The following is a 14308-nucleotide window of genomic DNA, read 5'->3' as shown; positions in this document are numbered from 1 at the left end:
GGTCAGGCCACGGGGCAGGTCGCGTCTTCGGCCAGAACGATGAGCGGGTCGCCCGCGTTCACCGGTTTGCCCGGCACGCAGCGGATCGCGACCACGGTCCCCGACGCCGGCGCGATGACGGACAGCTCCATCTTCATGGCCTCGACCACCACCAGCGTGTCCCCCGCCGATACGCTCTGACCCACCTGCACCGGGATCTTCCAGACGTTGCCGCACATGTCGGCGCTGACCAGGCTTTCGCCTTCGCGCAAGGCCGCTTCGGCTTCGGGCTCGGGTCCGGCCGCCGCTTGCTCCACCGCGGCATCTTCTGTTTTCCACAAGGCCACCTCGGCGTCGAAGGCGCTCTTCTGGCGTGTCTGGAACGCGGCGATGCTGTCGGCTTCTTCCTCCAGGAAGCGCTGGTGCGCCGCGAAATCGAACACCTCTTCCTCGATGCGGACCGTGGCCCGGCCTTCGCGGAAGTCTTCGCGCAACGCATCGAGTTCGGCTTCCGTCACCGGATAGAAGCGCACCTGGTCGAAAAAGCGCAGCAACCAAGGCTTGCCGTCCTGGAACACAGGGTTCTTCAGGAATTTGTTCCAGATGGGCAAGGTGCGTCCGACCAGCTGATAGCCGCCGGGCGAATCCATGCCGTAGATGCACATGTAGACCCCCCCTATGCCTACCGTGCCTTCGGCGGTGTAGGTGCGGGCCGGGTTGTACTTGGAAGTCAGCAGGCGGTGGCGCGGATCTATCGGCACCGCGCAGGGCGCGCCCAGGTACACGTCGCCCAGGCCCATGATCAGATAGCTGGCGTCGAACACGATATCGCGGACCTGCTTGCGGCTGGCCAGGCCGTTGATGCGCCGGATGAAGTCCACATTGTTCGGCAGCCACGGCGCACTGGCGCGCACGGTTTCCAGGTAGCGCTGCACTGCGCCCAGCGTGGCCGAATCCTCGAACGCCATGGGCAGGTAGACCACGCGGGTAGGCACCTTGAGCGTGGCCACGTCGGCCAGGCCGCTCTCGATCCGCAGCAGGCGCTCGATCAACGCGCCTTGCAGGATGACACGGCTGTCGTAGCGGATCTGCAGCGAACGCACGCCAGGCGACAACTCCATCACGCCGGCGACGGGCTCGGCATTGAGCGCCTCCATCAGCAGATGGATGCGCATGCGCAGCGCCAGGTCCAGCACGTTGTCGCCGTATTCCAGCAGCAGGTAGCCGTCGCCCGCCTGGCGGTAAGAAACCGCAGGCCGCGCGCCCTGCGCCGGCAGCGCCGCCACGATGGGTTCCGGCACGGCGGCGGGCGCCAAGGCTTGCGCGGGCTGCGCGGGCGCCGCCAGTTCGGCCACGCAACGGTCCTGCGCCGCCTCCAGCGCCACCGCCTGCTGATAGTCGATGCGCACGAAGCGGATCCGGTCGCCCGGTTTGACCTGCCCGACCTTCCACAGTTCGGCGCGGGCGATGGTGACGGGGCAGACGAAGCCGCCCAGGCTGGGGCCGTCGCGCGTCAGGATCACGGGGCTGTCGCCGGTGAAGTTGATGCTGCCGATGGCGTATTCGCAATCGTGGATATTGGACGGATGCAGGCCCGCCTCGCCGCCGTCCTCGCGCGCCCAAGTTGGCTTGGGGCCGATCAGGCGCACGCCCAGCCGGTTGGAGTTGTAGTGCACTTCCCAGTCCGCGGCGAAGAAGGCCTCGATGGCTTCGGGCCGGAAGAAATCCGGCGCGCCGTGCGGGCCGTAGAGCACGCCGATTTGCCAGGTATTGCCATAGGCCGGAACCAAGCCGGCGGGCGCGGCCTGCGGTTCGGACACAGGTGCGGTGGCACCGCAGTCCCGCTCAGGACGGATCCGCGGCAGCATGTCGCCCACGCGCAAGGTGCGGCCGGCATGCCCTCCAAACTGGCCCAACACGAAGGTGGAGCGGCTGCCCAGGTAGACCGGCACGTCCAGGCCGCCGCGCACCGCCAGATAGCTGCGGCAGCCCGACAGCGCGCGGCCGGTCGCCAGCACCTGGCCGGAACGCACGGCCACCGGCGTCCACATGGGCACGGGCTCGCCATCCAGGGTGGCGGCGCAGGCCGCTCCCGTCAGCGCCACGATGGCATCGCCGTGAAAGCGCAAGGTCGGGCCGACCAGCGTGGCCTCGATGCCCGCTGCGTCGGACGCGTTGCCGACGATGCGGTTGGCCATGCGGAAGGCATAGTCGTCCATCGGGCCCGAGGGCGGCACGCCGATGTCCCAGTAGCCCACCCGCCCAGGGTAGTCCTGTACGCTGGTGTAGGTGCCTGCCGCCAGCACCTCGATCGCCGCGGGCCGGTAGGCAAAGGTTTCAAGAAAGCGCGTGGACAGCTCGCCTGCGCGAAAACGCGCGTCATCCACGATCTGCCGCAGATAGTCCAGGTTGGTGGCGATGCCGTGCAGGCGCGTGCGGGCCAGCGCGTGCGCCAGCTTGTCCAGCGCGGCCTCGCGCGTGCCGGCATGCACGATCAGCTTGGCCAGCATGGGGTCGTAGAACGCCGGCACCTCGGTGCCGGTCGCGACCCAGCCGTCCACCCGCAGGCCTTCTGGAAAGAACACGTCGGTCAACACGCCAGGCGACGGCTGGAACTGGCGCAGCGGATCCTCGGCATACAGGCGCACCTCGATGGATGCGCCTTGCGGCGCGCGCGACATGGCGGCGTAATCCAGCGCTTCGCCCGCGGCCACGCGCAGCATGCATTCCACCAGGTCCAGCCCGGTGACGGCTTCCGTCACGGGATGCTCTACCTGCAAGCGGGTATTGACCTCCAGGAAATAGAAGCTGTCGCGCGCCGGGTCGTAGATGAATTCCACGGTGCCGGCGGAACGGTAGTTGACCGACTCGCCCAGCCGCACGGCGGCAGCGTGCAGCGCCTGGCGCGTGGCGGCGGGCAAAAGCGGCGCGGGCGTCTCTTCGATGACCTTCTGGTTGCGGCGCTGCACCGAGCAATCGCGCTCGCCCAGGGCCAGCACACGGCCGGCGCCGTCGCCGAAGATCTGCACCTCGACATGGCGCGCATTGTCGACGTAGCGCTCGATGAAGGCGCCGCCGTCGCTGAAGAAGTGCTCGCCCATGCGCTGTACGCTATCGAAGGCCGCAGTCAGCTCGGCCTCGTTGTCGCAGCGCGAAAGGCCGATGCCGCCGCCTCCCGCCGTGCTCTTTAGCATCACCGGATAGCCGATGCGCTCGGCCTGCGACAGCGCGGCGCCCAGACTGTCCAGCAGGCCCGTTCCCGGCGTCATCGGCACGCCGGCCTCCGCCGCCAGTTCGCGGGAACGGTGCTTCAGGCCGAACTCGCGGATCTGCAAGGGCGTAGGGCCGACGAACGCAATGCCCGCGTCTTCGCAGGCTTGCGCGAACTCGGCGCTTTCGGACAGGAAGCCGTAGCCGGGATAGATGGCTTGCGCGCCATGCTCGCGCGCGGCGGCCAGCAGCAGGTCCATGCGCAGGTAGCTGTCGGCGGCCTTTTCGCCGCCCAGAGCCACGGCCACGTCGGCCGCGCGCACGTGCGCGGCATTGCGGTCCGGGTCGGAGTAAACGGCCACGCTGCGGATGCCCAGCCGCTTGAGGGTGCGGATGGCGCGGACGGCGATCTCGCCGCGGTTGGCAATCAGAACGGTATCGAACACGGTGCGACTCCCTGGTGTCTTGCGGGTTATCGAAAGCGGAGATCAGGCCAGGCTGGCCAGGTAGGCGCGCCAGCCGCCGAACTCCGTGATGTCGCGCGCGCCCTCCAGGCCGCGCGGCTCGCAGATGAATCCCTTGACCTGGCGGCCGTCCGCCAGCTCCAGCGTGCCGATGCCCAGCGGCGCGGGGATCTCGGCCACGAAGGCGCCGAAGGCGGCCAGCGGTACGTCCCAGAGTTCGACCTCGATGGGCGCGCCGCTCGCGGACTTCACCAGTCCGGGCTTGGGCGGCGTGGTGTTGGCCAGGGCGTACAGGCGGTAATCGCCGGCCGTGCGCGCCGCTTCGACGAACACGGCGCGGCGCGAGGTCAGTTGGTGGTTCAGCGGCATGCCGCGCAGGTGCGCCCCCACGACCGACACGCGCACCGTGTCACGCGCGGGGAGGACCGCATGCTCGGCTGCGGGCAGCGGCGCACCGGTGGCGCCCAGCGGCAGCGCCAGACGCGCCTGCCACTGGCGTCCGAACTGCGCCAGCGCATGGTCCTGCCAAGCCATGCCGATCAGCGTGATGCCCGCGGGCAGGCCGTCGCCGCGCATGCCCGCCGGCAGCGCCAGCGCCGACAGGTCGGCCAGGTTCGTGAAGTTGGTGTAGATCCCCAATCTCGAGTTCAGCGTCACCGGATCGGCTTCGAGCTGGGCGATGGTGTAGATCGTGGGCGTAGTCGGCACCACCAGCGCATCAAAGCCCGCCAACGTCTGATGGATGTCGCCCGTCAGCTCGGCGCGCCGGTACTCGGCTTTGAACGCGTCCAGCGCGCTGTAGTTGGCGGCCTGTTCGACGATGCCGCGCACCACCGGATGGATGGCCTCGGGGTTCTGCTTCCACAACGCTTCCACGGCGGCAAAGCGCTCGGCCACCCAGGGCCCTTGGTACAGCAGCGCCGCCAGCTCGCTGAATGGCGTGAAGTCGATGGGTTCGACCGTTGCGCCGCTGGCCTTCAGGTCGCTCACGGCCTGATCGAACGCCGCCGCGGCCTGCGCATCGCCGAAAAATTCCAGCTGCGCGGGAATCGCCAGCCTGGGTTGCGCCGGCCAGGGATTTCCGCTCCCTACAGGCTGAGCGCGCGAATAGGGGTCGCGCGCGTCCCAACCCGCTGCAATGTCGGCTACCAGTTCGGCGTCGTCCACCGTCAGCGCGAACACCGACACGCAGTCCTGCGTGCGGCATGCCGGCACCACGCCTGCCGCGCTGAGCCGCCCCTTGGTGGGCTTGAGGCCCACGATGTTGTTGAACCCCGCCGGCACGCGGCCCGAGCCCGCAGTGTCGGTGCCCAACGAGAAAGCGGCCAGGCCGCGCGCCACCACGGAAGCCGAACCCGAACTGGAGCCGCCGCTGACGTAGTCCGGATTGAACGTATTGGGCACCGCGCCCAGCGGCGAACGCGTGCCCACCAGTCCGGTGGCGAACTGGTCCAGGTTGGTCTTGCCCACCAGGATGGCGCCGGCCGCGCGCAGGCGGGCGACCACGGTCGCATCTTCCTCGGGCGTGTATGCGAATTCCGGGCAGGCCGCCGAGGTGGGCCAGCCGGCGGCGTCGATATTGTCCTTGATGGCAAACGGCACGCCGTAAAGCGGCAGCCGCGTCAGGTCGCCGTTGGCCGCTTCCAGCAGCCCTTGCAGAGCGTCGAGCTGCCGCGCCAGCATGGCGCCGTCCACGCGCTTGATCCAGGCATTGTCTGGCGCGTTGCCGCGTTCGGCCCAGGCGGCCAACAAGGTCTCGGGCGTGGCGCCCTCATTGCGATAGGCGGCCTGCCACTGCGCGATCGTCCAGGCGACGGGGCCTTTGTGCGTTGCTACGGCGTTCATGCTGGAATCCTTTCTTGTATACAAGTACGGATTCCCAAGCAATCGGCGTGCCATGTCGGACGCCGCCCCGCGCCTGCCCCGATTCCCTGCGGCAAGGGGCCGCCTGCGGCACGAAGCCATCGCCGCGGCGCCACATGCGCGCACCGCCAGCGGGCGGCGCGCGCACCCATGTTGTGCACGCGGCACCAGATCGGCCCGTGCCGCCTGGCGCGCCGCCATCCGTGGCGCGCCCTTCGTCTACCCCCTTTCATATAGCGGACTGCAAGTGCCCGCGCGGTTGGCATGCCTTTTGCTTTTAGGTCCTCGTTGTCGTGTGTTTTCAGATCGTTCTCGCCGGCACGGCCGGCACATTCCAATCAGGAGTCACCATGAAACGCAGACTAGCCCTTAAGCAACTGACCGCCGTGAGCCTGTTGGCCATGTCCGGATGGATGCCGCAGGTACTCGCCGCCGAGGACACCATCAAGGTCGGCATCCTGCATTCGCTGTCGGGCACGATGGCGATCTCGGAAACGTCGCTCAAGGACGTGGCCCTGATGACCATCGACGAGATCAACGCCAATGGCGGCGTGATGGGCAAGAAGCTCGAAGCCGTGGTGGTGGACCCGGCGTCGAACTGGCCGCTGTTTGCCGAGAAGTCGCGCCAGCTGCTGTCCCAGGACAAGGTGGCGGTTGTCTTCGGCTGCTGGACCTCGGTGTCGCGCAAGTCCGTGCTGCCGGTGTTCAAGGAGCTCAACGGCCTGCTCTTCTACCCCGTGCAATACGAGGGCGAGGAGCTCGAGAAGAACGTGTTCTACACCGGCGCAGCGCCCAACCAGCAGGCCATACCCGCCGTCGAATACCTGATGAGCGAAGACGGCGGCGGCGCCAAGCGCTTCGTGCTGCTGGGCACCGACTACGTCTACCCGCGCACCACCAACAAGATCCTGCGCGCCTTCCTGCATTCCAAGGGCGTCAAGGACAGCGACATCGACGAGGTCTACACGCCTTTCGGCCATTCCGACTACCAGACCATCGTCGCCAACATCAAGAAGTTCGCCACGGGCGGCAAGACAGCCGTCATCTCCACCATCAATGGCGACTCCAACGTGCCCTTCTACAAGGAGCTGGGCAATGCCGGCCTGAAGGCCACCGACGTGCCGGTGGTGGCGTTCTCGGTGGGCGAAGAGGAATTGCGCGGCGTGGATACCAAGCCGCTGGTGGGCCACCTGGCCGCGTGGAACTACTTCCAGTCGGTCAAGAACCCGGTGAACGACGCCTTCATCCAGAAATGGAAGGCCTATGCCAAGGCCAAGAACCTGCCCAACGCGAATACGGTGGTGACCAACGACCCGATGGAAGCCACCTACATCGGCATCCATATGTGGAAGCAGGCGGTGGAGCAGGCCAAGACCACTGACGTGGACAAGGTGATCGCAGCCATGGGCGGCCAGAAATTCAACGCGCCCGACGGCTACACCATCGAGATGGACAAGACCAACCACCACCTGCACAAGCCGGTCTACATCGGCGAAATCAAGGCGGATGGCCAGTTCAGCGTGGTGTGGAAGAGCAAGGGTCCGATCCGCGCCCAGCCCTGGAGCCCGTACATCCCGGGCAACGAAGGCAAGCAAGGTCTCTAACGCACCGGGAACAAGCAGCCATGCGCATCGCGGCAATCGCACTCTACTTGCGTCGTTTCCTGCTGGCATGGCTGGTGTCCCTGCCGCTCGCGGCCGCCCCGGCGGCGGCAAGCGGCGTGGACCCGGCCTTGCTTGCGCCGCTGGCCGGCGACGACACGGACGCCCGGCTCCAGGCGATTGCCGCGCTGGGCCAGCTCCCCGAACCCGAGGCGGCAGCGGTGCTGCAGGCGCTGGGCGAGGACCGGCTCTACGCCGCCGATGACGGCCGCGTGCTGATCGGCAACGGCGGTGCGCGCGCCATCGATGCGGCGACGGGCGCCGCCGCCGAGCTGCCCCCAGGCGCAGGCGCCATCGGTATCAATAACCGCCTGCGGCGCGCCATCGAGGCGGCGCTGGCGGGTTCGCGCCTGTACTCCGAGCAGCCCGCCGAGCGCCTGGCTGCGGCGCGCCGTCTGCAGCAGACCGGAGACCCGGCGCGCCTGCCCATGCTGGAAAAGGCATTGGCGTCCGAAAAGAACGAAGCCGTGCGCGACGCGCTGCTGATCGCGCAGGCCAACCTGGAATTGAAAAGCGGCGATCCCGTCAAGCGGCGCCATGCGGTCGAGGTGCTGGGCGCCACCCGCAACGCCGCATTCCGTCCCACCCTGGCCGCGCTGGCCGAGGAGCGCGACGGCGCCTATGCGGAACCCGACGCCGGCGTGCGTGAGGCCGCGGGCCACGCGCTCAAGCAGATCGACCGCCACCTGGCCACCATCGAATGGGCCGGCAACCTGTTCTACGGCATCAGCCTGGGCAGCGTGCTGCTGCTGGCGGCGCTGGGCCTGGCCATCACCTTCGGCCTGATGGGCGTCATCAACATGGCGCATGGCGAACTGCTGATGATAGGCGCCTATGTGACCTACGTAGTGCAGACGGCGTTCCGCGCCTGGCTGCCGGGCTGGCTGGACTGGTATGTGCTGGCCGCGTTGCCGCTGGCCTTCGCCGTGACGGCGCTGGTCGGCATGGCGCTGGAACGCACCGTCATACGCTGGCTCTATGGCCGGCCGCTGGAAACGCTGCTGGCCACCTGGGGCATCAGCCTGATCCTGATGCAGGGCGTGCGCACGCTGTTCGGCGCGCAGAACGTGGAGGTGAGCAATCCCGGCTGGATGTCTGGCGGCGTCACGGTACTGGGCGGACTGGTGCTGAGCTACAACCGCCTGGTCATCATCGGCTTCGCCTTCTTCGTGGTGTTCCTGGTCTGGGCGCTGCTGAACCATACCCGCCTGGGCCTGTTCGTGCGCGCCATCACGCAGAACCGCCGCATGGCCGACTGCGTGGGCGTGCCCACCGGCCGCGTCGACATGCTGGCCTTCGGCCTGGGCTCCGGCATCGCCGGGCTGGCTGGGGTGGCGCTGTCGCAGCTGGGCAACGTGGGGCCGGACCTGGGCCGCGGCTACATCGTCGATTCGTTCATGGTGGTGGTGCTGGGCGGCGTGGGCCAGCTCGCCGGCACCGTCATCGCCGCGCTGGGCCTGGGCGGCGTCAACAAATTCCTGGAGCCCTATGCCGGAGCCGTCATGGCCAAGATCACCATCCTGGCGCTCATCGTGCTGTTCGTCCAAAAGCGGCCGCAAGGCCTGTTCGCCCCTCGCGGCCGGAGCGTCGAATGAAACAGAACGCGCTGACTGACCTGAATCTGCTGACCCGCCGCCCGCTGTACTCGGGGCGGGTGTGGGCGGCCCTGGCCGCGGCAGTGGCGCTCCTGGCGCTGCTTCCCTTGCTGAATCTCGCTTTCCCTCCCGGCCATGCGCTGCATGTGTCGGCCTATGCCGTGGCGCTGCTGGGCAAGTTCATGTGCTACGCCATGGCGGCGCTGGCGCTGGACCTGGTGTGGGGCTATGCCGGCATCCTGTCCTTGGGCCATGGCCTGTTCTTCGCGCTGGGCGGCTATGCGCACGGCATGTACCTGATGCGCGCCATCGGCCGCGACGGCGTCTACCAGAGCGACCTGCCCGACTTCATGGTGTTCCTGGACTGGAAGAGCTACCCCTGGTACTGGTCCTTTACCGAGCACTTCTGGTACGCCATGCTGCTGGTCGTGCTGGTGCCGGGCGTGCTGGCCTTCGTGTTCGGCTACTTCGCCTTCCGCTCGCGCATCAAGGGCGTGTACTTTTCCATCATCACGCAGGCGCTGACCTTCGCCGCGATGCTGCTCTTTTTCCGCAACGACACGGGCTTCGGCGGCAACAACGGTTTCACCGACTTCAAGCGCATCCTGGGTTTCGACATCACCGCGCCCGGCACGCGCGCCGCGCTGTACTGGATCACGCTGGCCGCGCTGGCAGGCGCGCTGGTCCTTGCGCGCGCGGTCACGCAGAGCAAACTGGGCCGCGTGCTCACCGCCGTGCGCGATGCCGAGAGCCGCCTGCGCTTCATCGGCTACGACCCGCTGGGCTTCAAGCTCTTCGTCTGGACCCTGTCCGCGGTGCTCTGCGGCATCGCTGGCGCGCTCTACGTGCCGCAGGTCGGCATCATCAACCCCAGCGAGATGTCCACAGAGACCTCGATTGAAATGGTGATCTGGGTCGCCACCGGCGGACGCGGCACGCTGGTCGGCCCCATCATCGGCGCGGGCGCCGTCAACGGCCTGAAGACCTGGTTCACCAGCGTGCTGCCGGAATTCTGGCTGTACGCGCTGGGCTTGATCTTCGTGCTGGTGACGCTGTTCCTGCCCACCGGCATCGTCGGCCTGGCGCGCCGCATCTGCGCCCGCATCCAGGGGAACAAGGCATGAGCAGCACGCACATCGAATCCGCCGCGCTCGACGGCGGCCCCAGCGGCGATGCCGGCTACGGCCGCGTCAGCCCCAAGGGCCTGGACACCAGCCACGGCGCCATCCTTTACCTGGAAGGCATCACGGTCAGCTTCGACGGCTTCAAGGCCTTGAACGACCTGACGCTGGACATAGGCGTGGGCGAACTGCGCTGCATCATCGGCCCCAACGGCGCTGGCAAGACCACCATGATGGACGTCATCACCGGCAAGACCCGGCCCACTTCGGGCACGGCCTACTTCGGCCAGAGCATAGACCTCACCACGCTGAACGAAGCGCAGATCGCGCATGCCGGCATCGGCCGCAAGTTCCAGCGGCCCACGGTGTTCGAGCAGCACAGCGTGTTCGAAAACCTGGAGCTGGCGATGAAGACCGACAAGCGCGTGCGGCCCACGCTGTTCGCGCGATTGAGCGGCGAACAGGCCGACAAGATCGGCGAGACGCTGGACCTGATCCGGTTGCGGCCCGAAGCGGCGTTGCCCGCGGGGCTGCTGTCGCACGGCCAGAAGCAGTGGCTGGAGATCGGCATGCTGCTGATGCAGGAGCCGCAATTGTTGCTGCTGGACGAGCCGGTGGCGGGCATGACCGATGCCGAGACCGAACGCACCGGCGAGCTGCTCAACGAATTGCGCGGACGCCATTCGCTGATGGTGGTGGAGCACGACATGGATTTCGTCAATCAGATCGCGGGCGACGGCAAGGTCACGGTGCTGCACGAAGGCTCGGTGCTGGCCGAAGGGCCGATGAGCAAGGTGCAGGCCGATCCGCGGGTCATCGAAGTCTATCTGGGGCGCTGAGATGCTGGACGTGAACACGATCGACCAATACTACGGCGGCAGCCATACGCTGCGCGGCGTGTCGCTGTCCGTGCGCCAGGGCGAATGCCTGGCGCTCTTGGGACGCAATGGCGTGGGCAAGACCACATTGCTCAAATGCGTGATGGGCGTGCTGCCGGTGACGCGCGGCGACATCGCCTTCGACGGCGCGGACGTCACGCGCCTGGCGCCGCACCAGCGCGCGGCGCGCGGCATGGCCTATGTACCCCAGGGCCGTGACATCTTCGCCCGCTTGACGGTGGAAGAGAACATCCTGATGGGCATGGCGACCAAGCCGGCGGCGCGCGCGCGCCGCATCAAGGAAGAGGTGTACGAGCTGTTCCCCGTGCTGCGGACCATGCTGTCGCGCCGCGGCGGCGACCTGTCCGGCGGACAGCAGCAACAGCTGGCCATCGCCCGCGCTCTGGTGGCCGAGCCCAAGCTCATCATCCTGGACGAGCCCACCGAAGGCATACAGCCGTCCATCATCAAGGACATCGCCCGAGTCATCCACATGCTGCGCCAGCGCGGCGACATCGCCATCCTGCTGTGCGAACAGTACTTCGACTTCGCTCGCGAACTGGCGGATCAGTTCGTGGTGCTGTCGCGCGGCGTCGTGGTGGCGCGCGGCGACCGCGACGCCATCGACGGCGAGGATGTGCGGCGGCATCTGTCGGTTTAGGGTCTGCGCCGGACCTCGATTATTCCTGGCAAACGCTGGACGGCAGCCCCATCTGCTCCGATATAATCGGGCGCCATGTGCTCCGCTGCCTACCTGACCCGCCCCGCCGTGTGGATCGCGCTCGTCGCGATCCTGTGGGCGTCGTTGGCGCCGTCGCTGGCGCATGCACTGAGCCTGTCTCCGGCCAGCCACAACGCCCATCGCATCAGCGTCGACTTCTGCACCAGCGAAGGCGCGGGGCAAGCATCCCTGACCCTGGAGGTGCCGGGCGGCAGCAATGACGGCACCCAGGCGGACGATCACGGCGACAGCCATCATTGCCCGCTTTGCCGCAACCCCAACGCTGACGTGGGCATTCTGCCCGCGCCCGTTCCCGTCGTGCCAGCCCCTCTCGGCCGCGCCATCACGTATCCGCCGCTGTTCTTTCTCGCGGCCCATCCTCTTCATGCCTGGAGCGCGGCCCAGCCGCGCGCACCGCCCGCGGTCTGAGCCGGCGCGCCCCGCCGCCTGACGGCGGCCGGTTTGCGTCCACCGCTGTTATCCCGCCGCCACGTTCCGTCCGCGCCTCCCTGCGCGCCCGGATGCGTGCCGTCATTCAGGCTCATGCGTCCCGGCCAGCCCCGCCCGCTTTGCGAGGGCCGCCGAGCGCGCGGGCCGGACCACCGGTTCCAGACATGAAGAAGACCACGACCTACACCCTGCTGCTGGGCGCGCTCGCCAGCGGCTCCGCCCAGGCCCTGACCACGGAACCCGCCGTGCCCACCCTGGCGCCCACCACCGTGCACGGCGCCGCCTCCGAAGAGCCCGCGCCCAACGGCCCCATCGACCTGAACGTGCGCGACAGCACGGGCAGCCGCCTGGGCCTGACCCTGCGTGAAACGCCAGCCAGCGTCACCGTGATCTCGCGCGAACAGATCGAGGCGCGCGGATCCTTGAATACGCAGGAGATCGCCCGCGGCATCCCCGGCGTGGACAACGCCTCGCCCCCAGGCAACGCGGGCGCGGTCAGCTACCGCGGATTCTCCGGCGGCCAGGTCTCGCAACTGTTTAACGGCATTTCCGTGCAGTACGACTCGATCGCGGCGCGGCCGGTGGATAGCTGGATCTACGACCGGGTCGAAGCGATCGGCGGTCCCTCCACCTTCCTGTTCGGCGCGGGCGCGGTCGGCGGCGCCATCAACTACGTCACCAAGCTGCCCGAACGCGACACCTTCTACGACGGCCAGCTGCGCGTGGGTTCGTTCGACAGCCGCCAACTGTCAGCTGGGCTGAACCAGCAACTGGCGGGCGAGCCCGGCGGCCGCGGCCACTATCTGCGCATCGATGCCAACACCGGCTCCAGCCACGGCTGGGTCGACGGCAACCATTCCCGCGCCAGCCAGGTGGCCGCCTCGCTACTGTCCGACCTGGGCGCCGACGTGACCCAGACCTTTGCCTTTGAGTACCAGCGCGAACAGGTGGACCGGCCCTACTGGGGCACGCCGCTGAAAACCGACGCCAACGGCGTGGTGCAAGGCACGGGCCGCATCCTGGATGGCACGCGCTTCAAGAACTACAACGTCAACGACGGCCTGTACGAGCAGTCGGTGCTGTGGGCGCGGTCCCTGACCGAATGGCGCGCCGGCTCCAATCTGACCTTCAAGAACACGCTCTACTACTATCGCGCCGAGCGCGATTACCGCAACCTGGAGAACTACCGCCTGAACGCGGGCAACAGCCTGGTGCTGCGTTCCGGAGCGCTGTTGCAACGGCACGAACAAAGCTTGATAGGCAACCGCGTCGAGGGCCTGTACCGCTCCACCCTGGCCGGCCTGCCCAGCGACTGGTCCTTCGGCGTGGACGTCAGCCAGAACAAGATCACGCGCTATCCGACCAGCCTGCCCGGCCAGGTCGACGCAGTGGATCCCTACGACTTTTCGGCCGGCGATTTCTACGACATCCCCGGCATGAAGCGCGGCCACGTCGCCGACCGCGACAACCGCATCCGCACGCTGGCGCTGACGATGGAGAACCGCACCACGGTGCTGCCGGGCGTGGCCATCGTGTCGGCATTGCGCAAGGACTTCATCGACATGGACCTGACCAATCGCCGCGCCGTCACCGCCGCCTCGCCCGCCAGCGCGCAGCGCAGCTACTCGCCGCTGACCGGACGGCTGGGCGTGAACTGGGAGCTGAGTCCGGAGGCCTCGCTGTACGCGCAGTACGCCACCGCGGCCGATCCTCCCTCGGGCATCCTGGCCACCGCCTCGTTCGCCGACGTGCTGAACAATGACAAGCTCACCACCGGCAGGCAGGCCGAGGTGGGCGGCAAGTTCAACTTCTGGGACGGCCGCGGTTCAGCCACCGTGGCGCTCTATGAGATCAAGCGCAAGAACATGGCGACCTCGGACCCCAACAATCCCGGCGTCAGCGTGCCCGTGGGCGCGCAATCGGCGCGCGGCATCGAGCTTGCCGGCGGCCTGCAGCTGACCTCCCAGCTATCCCTGCAGGGCAATGTCGCCTTCGTCGATCCCAAGTACGACGACTTCTCGCAGTCCGTGGGCGGCGTGGCGGTCTCGCGCAACGGCAACGTGCCCACCAACACTCCGCGCCGCCTGGCCAACGTCTGGCTGGACTATGCCTTCCTGCCCGACTGGACCGCCAGCATGGCCGCGCGCTACGTGGGCCGCATGTACGCGGACGCCGCCAACAGCGTCTGGACGCCGTCCTACACCGTGTTCGACGCGGCGCTGTCGCACCGGATCAACCGCAACCTCAGCGTGACGGCGCGCGTGCGCAACCTGACCGACAAGGTCTATGCCGCGAACGCAACGCCGACCATGTACTACCTGGGCGCGCCCCGCTCGTTCGAGCTCACCTTGCAGGCCCGCTTCTGA

9 protein-coding genes are annotated in these 14308 nt (G+C 67.9%); 7 read left to right on the top strand and 2 right to left on the bottom strand.

Annotation, left to right across the window (positions count from 1 at the left end; genetic code table 11):
• Positions 1 to 2: 2 nt before the first annotated feature.
• Positions 3 to 3635: an urea carboxylase gene (gene uca / locus AC1RHV_RS19200; RefSeq protein ID WP_492301702.1), complete on the bottom strand. Its 3633-nt coding sequence runs from the start codon at positions 3633 to 3635 to the stop codon at positions 3 to 5.
• A 42-nt stretch (positions 3636 to 3677) separates the two neighbouring features.
• Positions 3678 to 5498, bottom strand: a complete 1821-nt coding sequence (atzF, locus tag AC1RHV_RS19195; RefSeq protein ID WP_492301700.1) for an allophanate hydrolase — start codon at positions 5496 to 5498, stop codon at positions 3678 to 3680.
• A gap of 368 nt (positions 5499 to 5866) precedes the next feature.
• Between atzF and urtA the strand changes: the two genes are divergently transcribed.
• The 7 genes from urtA (at position 5867) to AC1RHV_RS19160 (ending at position 14308) form a co-directional block, all read left to right on the top strand.
• Positions 5867 to 7120, top strand: coding sequence for an urea ABC transporter substrate-binding protein (urtA, locus tag AC1RHV_RS19190; protein WP_054451619.1), 1254 nt, complete (start codon positions 5867 to 5869; stop codon positions 7118 to 7120).
• A gap of 20 nt (positions 7121 to 7140) precedes the next feature.
• A complete protein-coding gene (urtB, locus tag AC1RHV_RS19185) occupies positions 7141 to 8772 on the top strand; it encodes an urea ABC transporter permease subunit UrtB (protein ID WP_054451620.1) in 1632 nt (543 codons plus the stop codon).
• Positions 8769 to 9896: an urea ABC transporter permease subunit UrtC gene (gene urtC / locus AC1RHV_RS19180; protein WP_175164444.1), complete on the top strand. Its 1128-nt coding sequence runs from the start codon at positions 8769 to 8771 to the stop codon at positions 9894 to 9896. The genes urtB and urtC overlap by 4 nt, the downstream gene beginning before the upstream one ends.
• On the top strand, positions 9893 to 10732 hold the full coding sequence (gene urtD, locus AC1RHV_RS19175) for an urea ABC transporter ATP-binding protein UrtD (RefSeq protein WP_054451622.1): 840 nt from the start codon (positions 9893 to 9895) through the stop codon (positions 10730 to 10732). Before urtC ends, urtD begins: the two co-directional genes overlap by 4 nt.
• Position 10733: 1 nt before the next feature.
• A complete protein-coding gene (gene urtE / locus AC1RHV_RS19170) occupies positions 10734 to 11432 on the top strand; it encodes an urea ABC transporter ATP-binding subunit UrtE (protein WP_175212488.1) in 699 nt (232 codons plus the stop codon).
• A 75-nt stretch (positions 11433 to 11507) separates the two neighbouring features.
• Positions 11508 to 11921: a DUF2946 domain-containing protein gene (locus AC1RHV_RS19165; RefSeq protein ID WP_119449222.1), complete on the top strand. Its 414-nt coding sequence runs from the start codon at positions 11508 to 11510 to the stop codon at positions 11919 to 11921.
• A gap of 185 nt (positions 11922 to 12106) precedes the next feature.
• Positions 12107 to 14308, top strand: a complete 2202-nt coding sequence (locus AC1RHV_RS19160; RefSeq protein ID WP_492301696.1) for a TonB-dependent receptor — start codon at positions 12107 to 12109, stop codon at positions 14306 to 14308.

This window comes from Achromobacter sp. GW823-FHT04E03, assembly GCF_058796095.1.
Note: the sequence above shows the minus strand (reverse complement) of the source record. Positions and strands in the feature narration are given on the sequence as shown.

Coding starts and splice junctions, on each gene's coding strand:
- urtE (WP_175212488.1), top strand. CDS start 10,734: ATGCTGGACGTGAACACGATCGACCAATACTACGGCGGCAGCCATACG.
- atzF (WP_492301700.1), bottom strand. CDS start 5,498: ATGAACGCCGTAGCAACGCACAAAGGCCCCGTCGCCTGGACGATCGCG.
- urtD (WP_054451622.1), top strand. CDS start 9,893: ATGAGCAGCACGCACATCGAATCCGCCGCGCTCGACGGCGGCCCCAGC.
- AC1RHV_RS19160 (WP_492301696.1), top strand. CDS start 12,107: ATGAAGAAGACCACGACCTACACCCTGCTGCTGGGCGCGCTCGCCAGC.
- urtC (WP_175164444.1), top strand. CDS start 8,769: ATGAAACAGAACGCGCTGACTGACCTGAATCTGCTGACCCGCCGCCCG.
- AC1RHV_RS19165 (WP_119449222.1), top strand. CDS start 11,508: ATGTGCTCCGCTGCCTACCTGACCCGCCCCGCCGTGTGGATCGCGCTC.
- urtA (WP_054451619.1), top strand. CDS start 5,867: ATGAAACGCAGACTAGCCCTTAAGCAACTGACCGCCGTGAGCCTGTTG.
- urtB (WP_054451620.1), top strand. CDS start 7,141: ATGCGCATCGCGGCAATCGCACTCTACTTGCGTCGTTTCCTGCTGGCA.